The sequence below is a fragment of the Bordetella sp. MIP270_01_BMS genome (assembly GCF_054958705.1).
Window position 1 is genome coordinate 1,793,977 of sequence record NZ_CM143297.1, and the last position, 16,143, is coordinate 1,810,119.

Here is a 16,143-nt window from a genome sequence, read left to right on the forward strand (position 1 = left end):
TCATGAAAATCGAAACCGCCCTGCTCTCGGTGTCCGACAAGACCGGCATCGTCGAATTCGCCCGCGCGCTGGCTGCGCGCGGCGTACGCCTGCTTTCCACCGGCGGCACCGCCCGCCTGCTGGCCGAGTCCGGCCTGGCCGTCACCGAAGTGGCTGCGCATACCGGGTCGCCCGAGATCCTCGATGGCCGGGTCAAGACGCTGCACCCCAAGATCCATGGCGGCCTGCTGGCGCGCCGCGACAGCGCCGAACACCTGGACACCATCGCCAAGCACGGCATCGACCGCATCGACATGCTGGTGGTGAACCTGTATCCGTTCCGCGAAACCATTGCGCGCCCGGATTGCAGCTTTGCCGACGCGGTCGAGAACATCGACATCGGCGGCCCCGCCATGCTGCGCGCCGCAGCCAAGAACCATGGCACCGATGCCGGAGGGGTCACGGTCGTGATCGACCCGGCCGACTATTCGCGCGTGCTCGCCGAGATGGATCAGGGCGGGTCTACGTCATACGCGCTGCGTCTCGAGCTGGCCGCCAAAACGTATGCCCACACGGCCGCTTATGACGGTGCCATCGCCGGCTACCTGACCAGCCTGGCCGAACCGGCGCCGGCGCAGGACGTCGCTCCGGCGCGCCAGGACTGGCCCGGCACCCTGACGTTGCAGGTCCGGCAGGCGCAGGCACTGCGCTACGGCGAAAACCCGCACCAGCAGGCCGCCTTCTATGTCGACAGCCAGCGCCCCGCGGGCCTGCTCGGCAATTACCGGCAACTGCAAGGCAAGGAACTGTCGTACAACAACATCGCCGACGCCGATGCCGCCTGGGAATGCGTGCGCAGCTTCGACACCCCGGCGTGCGTTATCGTCAAGCATGCCAATCCGTGCGGCGTAGCGGTTGCGGCCGATACCCTGAACGCCTATCAGCAGGCCTTCAAGACCGACCCCACGTCGGCGTTTGGCGGCATCATCGCGTTCAACCGACCGGTCGACGCAGCCACGGCCGAAGCCGTCAGCGGCCAGTTTCTGGAAGTGCTGCTTGCCCCCGGCTACGATGGCGCGGCCCTGGCCGTGCTTGCCGCCAAGAAAAATGTGCGCGTCCTCGAGATTCCCGCCGGCGCCGGCCACAACGCGTTCGACATCAAGCGCGTGGGCGGGGGCTGGCTGGTGCAGACGCCCGATTCCTACAACGTGCCGCGCGACGCGCTCAGGGTGGTGACCCGGCGCCAGCCTACCGAGCAGGAAATGAACGATCTGAGCTTTGCCTGGAAAGTGGCCAAGTACGTGAAGTCGAACGCCATCGTCTTCGCGGGCAATGGCATGACGCTGGGCGTGGGAGCCGGCCAGATGAGCCGGGTCGACTCGGCCCGCATTGCTTCCATCAAGGCGGAGCACGCGGGCCTGACGCTGCAGGGTTCGGCGGTGGCCTCCGACGCCTTCTTCCCGTTCCGCGACGGCCTGGACGTGGTCGTGGCGGCCGGCGCCACCTGCGTGATCCAGCCCGGTGGCAGTGTGCGTGATGACGAAGTCATCGCGGCGGCCGACGAGCATGGCATCGCCATGGTGCTCACCGGCACGCGTCACTTCCGCCACTGATGCGCGTACTCGGCATCGACCCCGGCCTGCGCCGCACCGGCTTCGGTGTCATCGAAGCCAAGGGCGCGCGGCTGCGCTATGTGGCCAGCGGCACCATCGTCGTGCCGCCGGCCCTGGCGCTGCCGGATCGGCTGAAGGTCATTCTGGACAATCTGCGCGAAGTTGCCCGCGACACCCGCCCCGACGTGGCGGCGCTCGAAATCGTGTTCCTGAACGCCAACCCGGCGTCTACCCTGCTCCTGGGGCAGGCCCGCGGGGCGGCGCTGTGCGCCTTGGCCGACAGCCAGCTCGCAGTGCACGAATACACCGCGCTTCAAATCAAGAAGGCGGTGGTGGGCACTGGCCGCGCCGCCAAAGAGCAAGTCCAGATGATGGTGCAGCGCCTGCTGTCCCTCGACGGCATGCCGGCTCCCGACTCGGCCGACGCGCTGGCCTGCGCCATCTGCCACGCGCACGTAGGCCCCCTGCAGTCCCGGTTGGGCGCGCTGTCGTCCTGCACCGGGTTGCGCGGCGGCGCCCGTCTGCGTGGCGGCCGCCTGGTAGGCTGACCCTGGCGTGCACACCGTTTAGAATGCCGGCAGGCGCGCGCGGCGCGCCATTCTTTTATTGGCGGGCACCTGCACATGATCGGACGCATTACCGGAACCCTGATCGAAAAACTGCCGCCCACCATCTGCGTGGACGTCAACGGCCTGGGCTATGACATCGAGGTGCCCATGAGCACCCTGTATGCCCTGCCCGAGAACGGCGCACGGGTGACGCTGCATACACACCTGACGGTGCGCGAAGACGCGCACATTCTGTATGGCTTCGCCACGGCGGCCGAACGCGGTGCCTTCCGCGAACTGATCAAGGTAAGCGGCATCGGCGCACGCACCGCGCTGTCGGTATTGTCTGGGCTTTCGGTAGCCGAACTGGCGCAGGCGATCACCCTGCAGGAATCGGGCCGCCTCACGCGCGTGCCCGGCATAGGCAAGAAAACCGCCGAGCGCCTGCTGCTGGAGATGCGCGGCAAGCTCGGCGCCGACATCGGCGCCGCTTCCCATGCCGTGCCCGACAGCCAGGCCGACATCCTGAACGCGCTGCTGGCGCTCGGCTATTCCGACAAAGAATCCCAGGCGGCCTTGAAGAAACTGCCGGAAGGCACCGGCGTGTCGGACGGCATTCGCCTGGCATTGAAGGCGCTGGTGCGTTGAAAGACTTGCCCCGGACAGCCTGCGCCCTGCCTGGACCTACGGGGCCGGGCTTCGCTTCAGGTAGCCCGGCACGACGGCTTCCATGCTGATGGGCACCACGCCCAGTTCAGGGGCCATGGCGGCCGATCCGATATTGTCGATCGTGAGCGATGCCAGGTTATCGCGCGACATCACCGGGTCGCCAGGCATGCATTCGAAGCACCACGCCTGAAATCGGCCCAATCCCATGGGCAGCGCGCACACGGGCCGCGGATGGCCGCTCCAGTGCGCGCACAGGCGCACGATTTCTCGCAGGGTATGCACCTGCGGGCCGGCCAGTTCGTAGGTACGGCCGTAGGTGAGTGGGTTGTTCAGAGAACCCACGATGGCGCCGGCCACATCGCCGACCCACACCGGCTGCATGCGCGATTCGGCGCCGGCCAGCGGAATGACGGGCAGCCAGCGCGCCAGCCGCGCGAACAGCGTGGTGAAACGGTCGTCCTGGCCGAAGACCACAGACGGGCGGAACACGGTGCACGCAGCCTCGGGCCAGTCGGCGAATGCGTCGCGCAGGGCTGCTTCGCCATCGCCCTTGGATCGCAGGTACATGCTGGGGCCCGATGAATCTGCGCACAGCGCGCTGACGTGCAGCAGGCGCCGTATGCCCCGCCGGCGGCAAGCCTGGGCAATCCGCCGTGGCAGTTCGACGTGCACGCGCGCAAACCCCGCGCCATAGGGTTGGCCGATACCGCCGTGCAGCACGCCCGCCAGATTGATGACCGCATCACATTCACGCAGCAGGCCATCGAGCGCGGCGTCGTCGTGCACATCGGCCTCGAGCAAGTGCAGCCCGGGCAGCAATTGCAGATTACGGCCACGCGCATACTGGCGCGTGGGAACGAGTACGATCTGGCCTTCTGCGGCCAGCCGCGCCGCCACATGCCGGCCCAGAAAGCCGGTACCGCCAACGAGCAGAATACGCATAGTCGCTGCCCTCGTCACATCAAACCTGTCGGTTCATTCTGCCTGGGCGGACAGGCCGCCGCAAGCATGCCGTTCAACCCGCCAGCAAGCGGGCGTAATTGGGCAGATCGACGTTGCCCCCGCTGATTATGACCCCGATCCGCTTGCCCGGCACCGGTACCACCTGGTGCCAGACCGCGGCGGTGGAAAGGCAGCCGGTGGGTTCCACCACGATCTTCATGCGCTCGGCGAAGAATCGCATCGTATCGACCAATTGTGCGTCGGTAACCGTAACAATATCGTCGACCTGCTGCTGGATGATCGGAAAGGTCAGCTGCCCCAGATGCGTGGTGACGGCACCGTCGGCCAGCGACTTGGGGGTGGGGATACGCACGATCTCGCCCTTGCGCAGTGACTGCTGTCCGTCGTTGCCAGCCTCCGGTTCGACGCCGTATACGGCGCAGCCGGGGCTGAGCGCGCGCGCTGACAGGGCCGATCCGGCGAGCAGGCCGCCACCGCCCAGGCATACGAACAAGGCGTCCAGCGGGCCGACTTCTTCAAACAATTCCTTGGCGGCCGTGCCCTGCCCTGCGATCACATCGGCGTGGTCATAGGGTGGAATGAGGGTGGCGCCGGTTTCGGCCTGGATGCCCCTGGCGACGGCTTCGCGGTCATCGGTATACCGGTCGTAGGTGACCACATGGCCACCATACCCCTCGGTGGCGGCGCGCTTGGCCGCCGGCGCATCGTGCGGCATGATGATGGTGGCCCGCACGCCCAGCAGGCGTGCGGCCAGCGCGATGGCCTGGGCGTGATTGCCGGATGAAAAAGTGACGACGCCGGCGTCGCGTTGCGAAGGGCTGAGGCGCGCAATGGCGTTGTAGCCGCCGCGGAATTTGAAGGCCCCCATCCGCTGGAAGTTTTCGCACTTGAAGTAGATCTGGGCGCCGGTGCGCGCATCGGCGGTGGATGAACGCAGCACGGGGGTGCGGTGGGCCACGCCATCCAGGGTCTGGCTGGCGCGCACGACGTCATCGTATGTGGGCAGGTCAACGGGCATGGTGGTCCTTCGATGCGAATGGCTAACGAATGCATGATATCGCCTGAACCGGGGCGCGCGGGACGGAAGGCGGCGGCAATCGGCAGGCTGACAGGCGCCGCCAAGGCAATCGCGCGCGGGTGCCTCGGGATGTCGCGCCGGGGGCAGGCGTGGCGATGCGCGGCCGTGCCGGGGCGTTTCGCGGTGGTGTACGATGCTTGCGCTGGCCTCGTATATTTTGCCCTCACGCCAGCCTGATTTCTTATTATGGCCATCCAGTCTGATTCGCTTTCCTCTCTGCCCGACGCTCCCCGGTTGGTGACGCCCCAGCCGGTGTCGCCCAATGAAGAATCCATCGAACGCGCACTGCGGCCAAAGGCGCTGCAGGAATACGTGGGGCAGCACCGTGCGCGCGAGCAGCTCGAGATCTTCATCGCCGCGGCCCGCAAGCGGGGCGAAGCGCTTGATCACGTGTTGTTGTTTGGCCCTCCCGGCCTGGGCAAGACCACGTTGGCACACATCATTGCGCACGAAATGGGTGTGCAGCTGCGCCAGACCTCCGGGCCGGTGCTGGAACGCCCGGGCGATCTCGCGGCACTGCTGACGAATCTTGAAAAGAACGATGTCCTGTTCATCGACGAGATCCATCGGCTTTCGCCCGTGGTCGAAGAAATTCTTTATCCGGCGCTCGAAGACTTCCAGATCGATATCCTGATCGGTGAAGGCCCGGCCGCGCGCAGCGTCAAGCTGGACCTGCAGCCGTTCACGCTGGTAGGCGCGACCACCCGCGCCGGGATGCTGACCAATCCCTTGCGCGACCGCTTTGGCATCGTCTCGCGGCTGGAGTTCTATAACGCCGACGACCTGGGGCGCATCGTCACGCGCAGCGCCGGCCTGCTCAACGTCGAGATCACGCCGGACGGCGCGGCCGAGGTGGCGCGGCGCTCGCGCGGCACGCCCCGCATTGCCAACCGGCTGCTGCGCCGCGTACGTGATTATGCCCAGGTAAAGTCGCATGGCACCATCGATGCCGATTCGGCCGGCCGCGCGCTGGCCATGCTTGAGGTCGACCCGCAAGGCCTCGACCTGATGGACCGCAAGCTGCTGGACGCCATTATTCACAAGTTCGATGGCGGCCCCGTAGGGGTTGACAGCCTGGCGGCCGCCATAGGCGAAGAGCGCGACACTATCGAAGATGTGATCGAGCCTTATCTGATCCAGCACGGCTATCTGCAGCGCACCCCGCGCGGACGCATGGCCACGCAGACCACCTGGCGGCACCTGGGCCTGGCGCCGCCATCCGGCACGGGCGAATTGTTCAAGTAGCAGGTTCCCGCGGCTGCTCAGCGCCGCTACGCCACCAGCCGCAGGATGTCGTCGCCGTACGCCTCGAGCTTGCGCGTGCCCACGCCGTTGATGTGGGCCAGTTCATTCATGGAACCGGGCCGCGCCAGGGCGATTTCGCGCAACGTGGCGTCGTGAAAGATCACGTACGCCGGCACGCCATGACTCTTGGCGACCTCGCCTCGCCAATTGCGCAAGGCCTCGAACACCGGCTGGGCCTCCGGCGGAAGTTCGATCACGGCCGCGCGCGCACGGCCGCCAGATTTGCCGGCGCGGGCTTTTTTCTCGGACTCGCGCCGCAGCATCAGCTGGCGTTCGCCCTTGAGCACGGCGCGGCTACCTTCCGTGAGGGCCAGCGTGCCATAGCCGTCGGTATCCACGGCAAGCAGGCCCTGGGCCAGCAGTTGCCGCAGAACGCCACGCCAGGCGTTTTCGGACAGGTCGGCCCCGATGCCGAAGACGCTGAGAGTCTCGTGTCCGTGCTGGCGGGTACGCTCGGTGTCTTTGCCCCGCAGGATGTCGATGATGTGGCCCGCGCCATAGCGCTGCCCTCTTTCCTTCCAGAGCCGATAGACGGCCGACAGCACTTTCTGCGCGGCGACGGTGCCGTCCCACGACTGCGGCGGCTCGAGGCACACGTCGCAATTGCCACAGGCGGTGATGTTCTGCCCGAAATACGCCAGCAGCCGCACACGCCTGCACTCCACGGTTTCGCACAGGCCCAGCATGGCCTCGAGCTGCTGGCCCAGGCGCCGGCGGTAGAGCTCATCGCCCGGCGATTCGTCGATCATGCGGCGCTGTTGCACCACGTCTTGCAGACCGTAGGCCAGCCAGGCCGTGGCAGGCAGACCGTCGCGTCCGGCCCGGCCGGTTTCCTGGTAATAGCCTTCGACCGATTTGGGCAGGTCGATGTGGGCCACGAATCGCACATCGGGCTTGTCGATGCCCATGCCGAACGCAATGGTGGCCACCATGACGATGCCGTCTTCACGCAGGAACCGCGACTGGTTGCCCGCACGCACCGCCGGACTCAGCCCAGCATGGTATGGCAGGGCATTCACCCCATTCTGGCACAGGAAATCGGCCGTCTCTTCGACGCGCGCCCGCGACAGGCAATACACGACGCCGGAATCGCCGTCGTGTTCATTACGGATCAACTCGAGCAACTGGCGCCGCACCTCGTTTTTCTCGACGATGCGGTAACGGATATTGGGACGGTCGAAGCTCGCCACGAAATGGCGCGCTTCATCCAAGGCCAGGCGTTGGGCGATCTCGACGCGGGTGGCGGCGGTGGCGGTGGCCGTCAGGGCAATGCGCGGCACGTCGGGCCAGCGCTCGTGCAGCATCGACAGGCCCAGGTATTCCGGACGGAAGTCGTGGCCCCACTGTGACACGCAGTGGGCCTCATCGATGGCGAACAGGGCTATGCGGCCGCGCTCGAGCAGCTGCAGGCATCGGTCAGTCAGCAGCCGTTCGGGCGCAACATAAAGCAAGTCGAGCTCGCCGGCCAGAAACGCCTGTTCGACTTCGCGCGCCACGCGCCAGTCTTGCGTGGAATTCAGGTAGGCCGCGCGCACGCCCAGCTCGGTCAGGGCATCGACCTGGTCCTGCATGAGCGCAATCAGCGGCGACACCACCACGCCGGTGCCTTCTCGCACCAGCGCGGGCACCTGATAGCACAACGATTTGCCGCCGCCCGTGGGCATCAGCACCAGCGCGTCGCCGCCCTGGATAACGTGCTCGACGATGGCCTGCTGGTCACCGCGGAAAGATTCGTAGCCGAAAACGCGCTGCAGGACGCCCTGGGCGCGTGGGTCAGTCATGGGGAGTGGGGAAAAGCGTCATGGCGGCGATTTTAAGCCTCATTGGCAAGGCAGCACGGCGGGGGGCACAAAGCCGCCTACCAGGGCAGCCAGCGGCCCAGCATAAATGCATCGACGGGCATGGTCAGGCCGGCCCGCATTTCGTAGTCTCCCGTGACCACATCCCGGTCGGCGCCGACCGCGAGGCGCACGCTGGGCGCCACCAGCATGCTGTGCTGCAGGCCGAAGCGCTGTTCGATGGCCACGCCGGACTCGCGCAGCCCGGTGTAGGTGCCCGTGACAGTGCCCCAGCCGGAGATCGGTATGCCCGCAGCCAGCGTATTGCGCATGCGCGGGGCAGACACCGCGCCATCGCGATACTGCGCCAGGTCGCCAAAGCCGGCGTCGATTTGTTCGTTAGTGACGGCCAGGCTGACCGATTCAAGCAGATTGACGTTATAGCCAAAGCGATACCGCCAGGCATTGACGCTATCGAACGTGCTTTGCGTGGCTCCCAACTGGAATGTGCCCAGATCGCCCGCCGAGTAGGTGGTGCCCAGGCCCCGGGTCGCGATGTCCGGCGCCGTCTGCACCTGGCTTTCCAGGGTGAGCACCGGAGTCAGGCCGTAGCGCAGGGTACCGCTGCCGGCCGTGACGCCATAATCGATGGCGCCCGACCTGGCCGCCGTGTCGGTGTAGTTCAGCACCCCGACCGCAGAGGAATACGCCAGCCGGCCGCTGGGCACTACCTGCATGCCGCCGGCCCAGTCGGAAACCTGCAGACCACCGATCGGTACCGCACTGCCCCATAGCGGGGCATTGGCGGTAAGGTGACCCAGGGCCAGGGTCGGACCGGCCGAATCGCGGTATGTCCAGCGCCCGCCCGAAAAGCTGAACCCCTGCTGGGTGCCCGACACGGCAAACGCCGGATGGGCGCGCTGCCCCACCCCCGTGACCACCATGACCGAACCGCCCGGCGCCGGGTCGCGGGTTTCCAATCCGAAGGTGTAGCGCTGCCGGGGCACATCGGGAATATCCGGAAACAGGTTCGCGCATTGCACAGGCAGAGGCGCGGGAACCACGGCGTCCGCACCAGCATCGACGGTTCCCGTGTCATCGGGCCCTTCTGACCGCTTGCCGGCGCCGAAGGCCCCGGCGGGCTGCACCGTCGAGTCGACCAACCCTTCCGCGGGTGACAACTGGCATGGCATGGCGTCCAGGTCGAGCGGGCGCGATTCGGACAGGGCGGCCGGCGTCACTGGCAAGGGTTGGGCCGGCGCCAGCACTGCGATGCCGAATTGCGCGGCCCGTTCGGCGTCGCCCACCCACGCGGCGGCCGGAGCATTGCGTGCGGCGTCGCCGGTTGTAGTGCCAGCCGCCGGGGCCGTTGCGGCGTTCTCGGCGGGCGCCTGCGCGGCGGCCGTGGTGGCCGTGGCCCCCGTCGCGCCGGTGCCCGGCGCGGCCGTGCCCGCGAAACCCGCATCGGCGGACGGCTCGAGCGTGGCGCAAGCGCCCAGGGTCATGCTGCATGCCAGGAGCCCCGCGAGCAGGGGCCGGTCCAGCCACGGGCGCCGCAATCTGCGCGTGGCCATGACACCTGGCAGTTCAAGGACCGGGAATCGGGGCATCGTGATCGAACGTGGCAGGCGAAAAAGACTCAAGCCGGCTATTTTAGTGGCCCCCGCCGGCTCCACGCAGGGCGCGTTATATTTCAATGTATTTCCCGCCCCTTGCCGGACCGGCCGTGCCCGGCCACTATGGCGCTCATGGATACTCCGCATACCAAGCTGTTGGTCGTTGATGACGACCCCGCCCTGCGCCAGCTGCTGGCCGACTACCTGAACCGGCACGGCTACGACACCCTGCTCGCGCCCGATGCCAGCGATCTTGCCGCGCGCATCGCGCGCTACGCCCCCGACCTGCTCGTGCTCGACCGCATGCTTCCGGGCGGCGACGGCGCGGACGCCTGCCGGCGCCTGCGCGAACAAGGCGAAGACATCCCGGTGATCCTCCTGACGGCGCGCGACGAGGCCGTGGACCGCATCATCGGCCTGGAAGCCGGGGCCGACGACTACCTGGGCAAGCCGTTCGACCCGCGCGAATTGCTGGCGCGCATCGAAGCGGTGCTGCGCCGCAAACGCGGACCGTCGGCGCTGACCAAAGATGTGCCGGTCAGCTTCGGTCCGTTTGTGTTCGACCCTGCGCTGCGGCAACTGCTGCGCGAGGGCGAGCCCGTCAAGCTGACCGGCGGCGAAATCAATCTGCTGGAAGCGCTGGTCCGCAATGCCGGCAAGCCCCTGTCGCGCGAGCGCTTGCTGGCACTGGCCCGCGACGACGACGGCGGCGAGCGCAACGACCGCGCCATCGACATCGCCATCCTGCGCCTGCGCCGCGCCATCGAAGACGATCCGAAGCAACCTCGCTGGATCCAGACGGTATGGGGTATCGGGTACCGTTTCTCGCCCTGAGCCCGCGCAGCGCTGTATGAACCTCACCCGCTTCCTGTTGCCGCGTTCGCTGCGGTCGCGCCTGATCCTGCTCGTACTGGGCGCCGTGCTGCTGGCGCAGGCCGCCACGCTGGCTACGGTGTCTTACTATCGCCAGAAATTCCTTGAAGACGTTGCCATCGGCTACATCGCCACCACTATCCGCACCCTGCGGGCGGCGCTGTCGCAGATACCCACCGAAGATCGCGCGGAGTTCGTGCGTAATGCCTCGCAGAACCAGTGGCGCCTGTGGTCGCGCACGCTGCCCGCCGACGCCCGCCTGCAACGATTCACACGGACCCCGGCGTCTGGCGCAGGGGCGCGCGACGATGCCGGGCGCGCCAACGACGGTGACCGCCAGCGCGCGCGGCATGCGCGCGACGGGCAGCCTGACGACCTGCGGCGCGAACTTCGCGGTCTCATCCGCGAACTGAACGACCGGCTCAACGACGGCACGCGCGTCGCGCTGTCGCATGGCCCGGAGCCCGAGATCTTTATTTCACTGGCACGCAATCCCGATTCTGAAGAGGCCCCCCGCCTGCGGGAATGGCTGGTCATCCCGCTTGAGCGGCTCGATCCGCCGGTGTCCACGCCACTGCTTGCCGTATGGCTGGGAGGCATGGGCCTGGTGTTATTGCTGGCGGCCGGCTTTTCCTGGCACATCACCCGGCCGCTGACGCGGCTGGCCGAAGCGGCCGACCGACTTGCTGCCGGTCAGCCGCAACGCGTAGAACCCTCTGGTCCGCACGAAACCCGCGCACTCGGCGAACGCTTCAATGCCATGCTCGACGCCCTGGCCGAATCGGAATCCGTGCGGCGCACGCTGCTGTCCGGGTTGCCGCACGATCTGAAAGGCCCGTTGTCGCGCATGTGGCTGCGCATCGAAATGGCGGACGACCCCGTCCTGAAAGAAGGGCTGCGCAAAGACTTGCAGGACATGCAGCACATGGTGGACCAGTTCATCGGATTCGTGCGCGGCACCGACCCCGCAGGGTATCGCTATGCTGCGCTGGCGTTGCCGGAATGGCTGTCGGAACGCGTGGCGGGCTGGCAGAGCACCGGCACCGACATCACGCTGGCCGTGCCGGACGAACCCATGACGCTGCGCGCCGACGCGGTCGCGCTGGGCCGCCTGCTGGACAACCTCATCGGCAATGCCCTGCACCATGGCAAGCCACCGATCGATATCCACCTGCAGCGGTCCGGCGCGCAGGCCGTGCTGGAGGTTTCCGATCACGGGCCCGGCATTGCCGCCGAGCGCCGTGCCGAGGCATTGCGCCCCTTTGCGCGTCTCGACGATGCCCGAACCCGCAGCGGCAATGTCGGGCTGGGCCTGGCTTTGGCCGAAGCCATTGCCAGGGCCCACGGCGGTGCGTTGGAACTGCGCCAGGCCGACAGCGGCGGCCTGCTGGTGCGCATTACCCTGCCGCTGCAAGACGGCTCCGGCGACACCAGGTCGCGTACGGCATAGCGCCCGCGTTCAGGCCGTGCGCCGTTCCTTGCCGAACACCGAGCGATAGGCCAGCAGGTTGAATATCACCACAACCGGCACGCCAATGACGGCGCCCGCCAGCACCAGACGCATCGACCCGATCGACGCCGTACCGTCCCACAGCGTCATGTCGTCCAGGATCAGGTACGGGAACAGACTGTAGGCCAGGCCCGCCAGCATCAGCAGGTACAGCACTATGCAGAGCACGAACGGCAGCCAGCTGTGGTGTTCGCCCCTGCCGGGCACGCGGGAAAGGCGCATCTCGATGTTCGACAGGCACAGCAGCATCAAGCTCCATACCACCACCGCCACCACCAGACCCGGCGGATTGCTCCATTTGTAGAAGATTCCCGCATTAGCCAGGCCCAGCATCACCGATGTCGCCACCATGCCGACCGCCGTCCAGCGGATCGCCAGCCGCCCCCACCGCGCCGCACGCCGCTGCAGCTCGCCATCGACCCGCATCACGAGCCAGGCCGCGCCCAGCAATACGTAGGCGGCCACGGCGCACAGCCCCATAATGATGGCAAACCAGCCGTAGCCCGCCGCGGTCTGGTAGCCGGTGGCGATACGCCCCAGGATCAGGCCCTGCGCAAAAGCCGTCGCCACCGATCCGAGCCAGAAGCCGAAAATCCAGCGCGGCTTGAGTTCGCTGCGAGCGCGGATGCGGAATTCAAAAGACACGCTGCGCAGCGCCAGGCCCAACGCCATCAGCGCCAGCGGGCCATATAACTTGCCGAACACGGCTCCCCAGGCCAGGGGAAACGCCGATGCGAACAGGCCGATGCCCAGCAGCGGCCAGAACTCGTTCGCGTCGCGCCAGGGGCTGAGCAGGGCCATCATGCGGCCGCGCTCGTCGGTGGGCGCCAGCGGCAGCAGCATGCCCACGCCCAGGTCGAAACCATCGAGCACCACGCCGCCGGCAATCAGCAGGAACAGCAAACCCATGAACACCAAAGGCATCCAGAAGGTCGGATCGCTGGAGTTGACCCCCAGCGATGCGGCCAGCATGTCGATCATTGCGTCAATCCTCCGGGTTTGCGCACCGGCACCACGCCGTAGCGCGCGGCGTGAAAGAGCATGCCGTTGAACGCCGTCAGCAGCACGGCATACAGGATCAGATAGCCCGCCAGGCTTGCTGCCAGCACCGGTACCCCCGACGCGCCCAGCACTTCGGTTTGCGTAATGGTGGCGTTGACGGCATACGGCTGCATGCCGGCCACTGAGAAAACCCCGCCGGCCAGCACCGCGGCGCCCCCGGCATACAGCATGGCCACGATAATGCGCAGCCACCAGGACGGCAGCAGCGACGGGTCGAGCCCGCGCCGGGCGGTCAGGGCCAGCGTGAGCAGCGAGACGAACAGCATGGCCAGGCCCAGCATCATGGCCACCCGCAGCGACCAGAAAGTGATGGCGACCGGCGGCTGCATGCCGGAGAACTTGTCCAGTCCTTCGTACTGGCCCTGCGGGTTACGGCCCAGCCAGGCACCGCCCGTCCCGGCAAGCGTCAGCTCGGCGCGCGTGGCCTGCGCCCTGGCATCGGGCCATCCGAACACCGTCCAGGCGGGCTCGGGTCCGCTATGCCAGAAACCCGCCGCGGCAGCTGCCTTGGCAGGCTGATGCTCAGCCATGACGCGCCCGGCCCCGTCCAGCACCGGCCCCTGCAGCAGTGAGGCGGCCACCGCCACCACCAGCGCGGTCCTGAAGGCGCATCGTTCACCGTCGTCGAGCCGGCGGCGCAGCGCCTGCAGCGCAGTGACGCCCAGGATCAGAAAGGCGGCCGCCAAGGCGGACCACAAGGCCATCAGGCCCAGATTCCAGGGCAGGGACGGATTGAAGATCACGGCCTGCCAGTCGTACACCTGGTAGCGTGCGTCGATCAGAGTGGCCCCGGCAGGGGTCTGCACCCATGACTGCAGTGCCAGCACCCAGAACAGGGTCGCCGCCTGCCCCACCGCCACCATGAACACCGCCATGGTGTGCATGCCCTGGGAGACGCGCCGCTGACCGAACAGCATCACGCCCAGGAAGCACGATTTCAGGATGAATACCGACAGCACGCCGAAGCCGATGAGCGGCCCGGCCACATTGCCGATCTTGTCCATCAGGCCGGGCCACAGGCTGCCCAGCTGGATCAGCACGGGCAGCGCCGCGGCGAGGCCCAGCACGAAGGACAGGGCGAAAAAACGTACCCAGAACCGGTATGCGGCCGTCCAGCCGGGATGCCCGCTGCGGTGCGCGCGCACTTTGAAAAACAGCAGCAACCAGGAAAGGGCCAGTGACAGGGCCATGAACAGCGCCAGGAAACTCAGGCTGGCGGTGAACTGGATGCGGGCCAGTAGCAGAGGGACGATATCCATGATGGCCGGTAGTGTAGAGCCAGTTTCCGGCAGATGGGGACAGGTTTACAACGGTATCGGGGTGCGAACGTGGCAAAATTGACGCTTTGCCGCTGTCTTTTCCTACTCCTCGAGCATGACCACCGCCCCCACGCCGACTGCAGCCACCAATTTCCTGCGCAACATTATCGAAGATGATCTGCAGGCCGACCGTTTTCAGGGCAAGCGCTGGGCGGGAGCCCCCGGCCCGGCCTCGGTGCAAATGCAGGGCGCGCCCGACCCCGCCCGCATCCGCACGCGGTTTCCGCCCGAGCCCAATGGCTACCTGCACATCGGCCATGCCAAGAGCATCTGCGTGAATTTCGGCCTGGCCCGGGAATACGGCGGCGTATGCCACCTGCGCTTCGACGACACCAATCCCGAAAAGGAAGACCAGGAATACGTCGACGCCATCGTCGAGGCGGTCCGCTGGCTCGGCTTTGACTGGAACGCCAACGGCAACGAGCACCTGTACTTCGCCAGCGACTATTTCGGCTTCATGTACGAGTTCGCGCAGGCCCTGATCGAGGCCGGCCACGCCTACGTCGACGAACAGTCGCCCGAGCAGATCCGTGCCAATCGCGGCACCCTGACCGAACCCGGCGTGGCCTCCCCGTGGCGCGACCGGCCCGCCAGTGAGTCGCTGGCCCTGCTGGCCGAAATGCGTGACGGCAAGCATCCGGACGGCAGCCTGGTGCTGCGGGCCAAGATCGACATGGCGTCGCCCAACATCAATCTGCGCGACCCGGTCATGTACCGCGTGCGGCATGCCACGCACCACCGCACCGGAAACCAGTGGTGCATCTACCCCTTGTACAGCTGGGCCCATCCGGTCGAGGACGCCCTGGAAGGCATCACCCACAGCATCTGCACGCTCGAATTCGAAGACCAGCGCCCCTACTATGACTGGATCCTGGCGCGCCTGGCCGAACTCGGCAAGCTGGCCCGGCCCTTGCCGCACCAATACGAGTTCGCCCGCCTGAATCTCACCTACGTGGTCACCAGCAAGCGCAAGCTGTTGCAGCTGGTGCGGGAAGGCTATGTCGACGGCTGGGACGATCCCCGCATGCCCACGCTGTTCGGCCTTCGCCGGCGCGGCTACACGCCCTCGGCCATCCGCCTGTTCTGCGACCGCACCGCCGTGTCGAAATCCGACTCGCGCATCGACTACAGCCTGCTCGAACAGGCGGTGCGCGACGACCTCGACCCCGTTGCACCCCGCTCGGTGGCCGTGCTCGACCCGCTCAAGCTCGTCCTCACCAACTACCCCGAAGGCCAGCAGGAATCCTGCACCGCGCCCCGCAACCCGCACGACCCTGCTGCCGGCGTGCGCGAATTCCCCTTCTCGCGCGAACTCTGGATCGAGCGCGACGATTTCCGGGAAGATCCGCCCAAGAAGTACTTCCGGCTGTATCCCGGCAATACGGTGCGTCTGAAGTACGGCTACGTCGTGCGCTGCACGGGCTGCACCAAAGACGAATCCGGCCGCGTGATCGAAGTGCAGGCCGAATACCTGCCCGACACCAAGAGCGGCACGCCGGGCGCCGACAGCGTCAAGGTGAAAGGCAACATCACCTGGGTCAGCGCGGCGCACGCGGTCCCGGCCAGCGTGCACCTGTACGACCGCCTGTTTTCCGATCCCTATCCCGACACCGGCGACAAGGACTTCATCGCCTGCCTGAACCCGAATTCGCGCGAAACCGTGCAGGCCTGGCTCGAGCCGGGCACTGCCCTCGAGGCGGGCGCCACGTGGCAGTTCGAACGGCTGGGCTATTTCACGGTAGACAGCAAAGACTCGACCCCCGAGGCGCCGGTACTGAACCGCATCGTCACGCTGCGCGACTCCTGGGCCACGGCCTGAACACGTTTCCA

Annotated in this window: 13 protein-coding genes; 7 read left to right on the forward strand and 6 right to left on the reverse strand. The window is 67.0% G+C overall.

Annotation, left to right across the window (positions count from 1 at the left end):
- Positions 1-2: 2 nt before the first annotated feature.
- The 3 genes from purH (at position 3) to ruvA (ending at position 2,788) form a co-directional block, all read left to right on the forward strand.
- Positions 3-1,592, forward strand: coding sequence for a bifunctional phosphoribosylaminoimidazolecarboxamide formyltransferase/IMP cyclohydrolase (purH, locus tag ACV17W_RS08405; RefSeq protein ID WP_462595968.1), 1,590 nt, complete (start codon positions 3-5; stop codon positions 1,590-1,592).
- Complete coding sequence (ruvC, locus tag ACV17W_RS08410) at positions 1,592-2,140, forward strand: crossover junction endodeoxyribonuclease RuvC (RefSeq protein ID WP_462595969.1); 549 nt, start codon at positions 1,592-1,594, stop codon at positions 2,138-2,140. The genes purH and ruvC overlap by 1 nt, the downstream gene beginning before the upstream one ends.
- 75 nt (positions 2,141-2,215) lie before the next feature.
- Positions 2,216-2,788 carry a Holliday junction branch migration protein RuvA gene (gene ruvA / locus ACV17W_RS08415; protein WP_462595970.1) on the forward strand — a complete coding sequence of 191 codons (573 nt, stop codon included), beginning with the start codon at positions 2,216-2,218 and terminating at the stop codon, positions 2,786-2,788.
- Positions 2,789-2,824: 36 nt separating this feature from the next.
- On the opposite strand, the gene ACV17W_RS08420 is transcribed toward ruvA, so the two are convergent.
- Entirely contained in the window at positions 2,825-3,751 is a 927-nt protein-coding gene (locus ACV17W_RS08420) for a complex I NDUFA9 subunit family protein (RefSeq protein WP_462595971.1), read from the reverse strand.
- 73 nt (positions 3,752-3,824) lie between these two features.
- Positions 3,825-4,790 (reverse strand): threo-3-hydroxy-L-aspartate ammonia-lyase, encoded by a 966-nt coding sequence (locus ACV17W_RS08425; RefSeq protein WP_462595972.1) that lies wholly within the window; start codon positions 4,788-4,790, stop codon positions 3,825-3,827.
- Between the two features lie 246 nt (positions 4,791-5,036).
- On the opposite strand from ACV17W_RS08425, the gene ruvB reads away from it, so the two are divergent.
- Positions 5,037-6,095, forward strand: a complete 1,059-nt coding sequence (gene ruvB / locus ACV17W_RS08430) for a Holliday junction branch migration DNA helicase RuvB (protein ID WP_462595973.1) — start codon at positions 5,037-5,039, stop codon at positions 6,093-6,095.
- A 26-nt stretch (positions 6,096-6,121) separates the two neighbouring features.
- Here the strand turns inward: ruvB and recQ are convergent, their stop codons facing one another.
- Complete coding sequence (gene recQ / locus ACV17W_RS08435; RefSeq protein ID WP_462595974.1) at positions 6,122-7,936, reverse strand: DNA helicase RecQ; 1,815 nt, start codon at positions 7,934-7,936, stop codon at positions 6,122-6,124.
- Positions 7,937-8,013: 77 nt separating this feature from the next.
- The gene (locus tag ACV17W_RS08440) at positions 8,014-9,438 is read right to left on the reverse strand and encodes a fimbrial protein (protein ID WP_462595975.1); all 1,425 of its coding nucleotides are present in this window, start codon (positions 9,436-9,438) and stop codon (positions 8,014-8,016) included.
- 243 nt (positions 9,439-9,681) lie between these two features.
- Between ACV17W_RS08440 and ACV17W_RS08445 the strand changes: the two genes are divergently transcribed.
- Both ACV17W_RS08445 and risK read left to right on the forward strand, forming a co-directional pair.
- The gene (locus ACV17W_RS08445; protein ID WP_462595976.1) at positions 9,682-10,383 is read left to right on the forward strand and encodes a response regulator; all 702 of its coding nucleotides are present in this window, start codon (positions 9,682-9,684) and stop codon (positions 10,381-10,383) included.
- Positions 10,384-10,399: 16 nt separating this feature from the next.
- Positions 10,400-11,872 (forward strand): sensor histidine kinase RisK, encoded by a 1,473-nt coding sequence (gene risK, locus ACV17W_RS08450; protein ID WP_462595977.1) that lies wholly within the window; start codon positions 10,400-10,402, stop codon positions 11,870-11,872.
- A 9-nt stretch (positions 11,873-11,881) separates the two neighbouring features.
- Here the strand turns inward: risK and ACV17W_RS08455 are convergent, their stop codons facing one another.
- Positions 11,882-12,913, reverse strand: coding sequence for a cytochrome d ubiquinol oxidase subunit II (locus tag ACV17W_RS08455; protein WP_462595978.1), 1,032 nt, complete (start codon positions 12,911-12,913; stop codon positions 11,882-11,884).
- Complete coding sequence (locus tag ACV17W_RS08460; RefSeq protein ID WP_462595979.1) at positions 12,910-14,253, reverse strand: cytochrome ubiquinol oxidase subunit I; 1,344 nt, start codon at positions 14,251-14,253, stop codon at positions 12,910-12,912. The genes ACV17W_RS08455 and ACV17W_RS08460 overlap by 4 nt, the downstream gene beginning before the upstream one ends.
- Before the next feature lie 115 nt (positions 14,254-14,368).
- On the opposite strand from ACV17W_RS08460, the gene ACV17W_RS08465 reads away from it, so the two are divergent.
- Positions 14,369-16,132, forward strand: a complete 1,764-nt coding sequence (locus ACV17W_RS08465) for a glutamine--tRNA ligase/YqeY domain fusion protein (RefSeq protein ID WP_462595980.1) — start codon at positions 14,369-14,371, stop codon at positions 16,130-16,132.
- Positions 16,133-16,143: the final 11 nt, after the last annotated feature.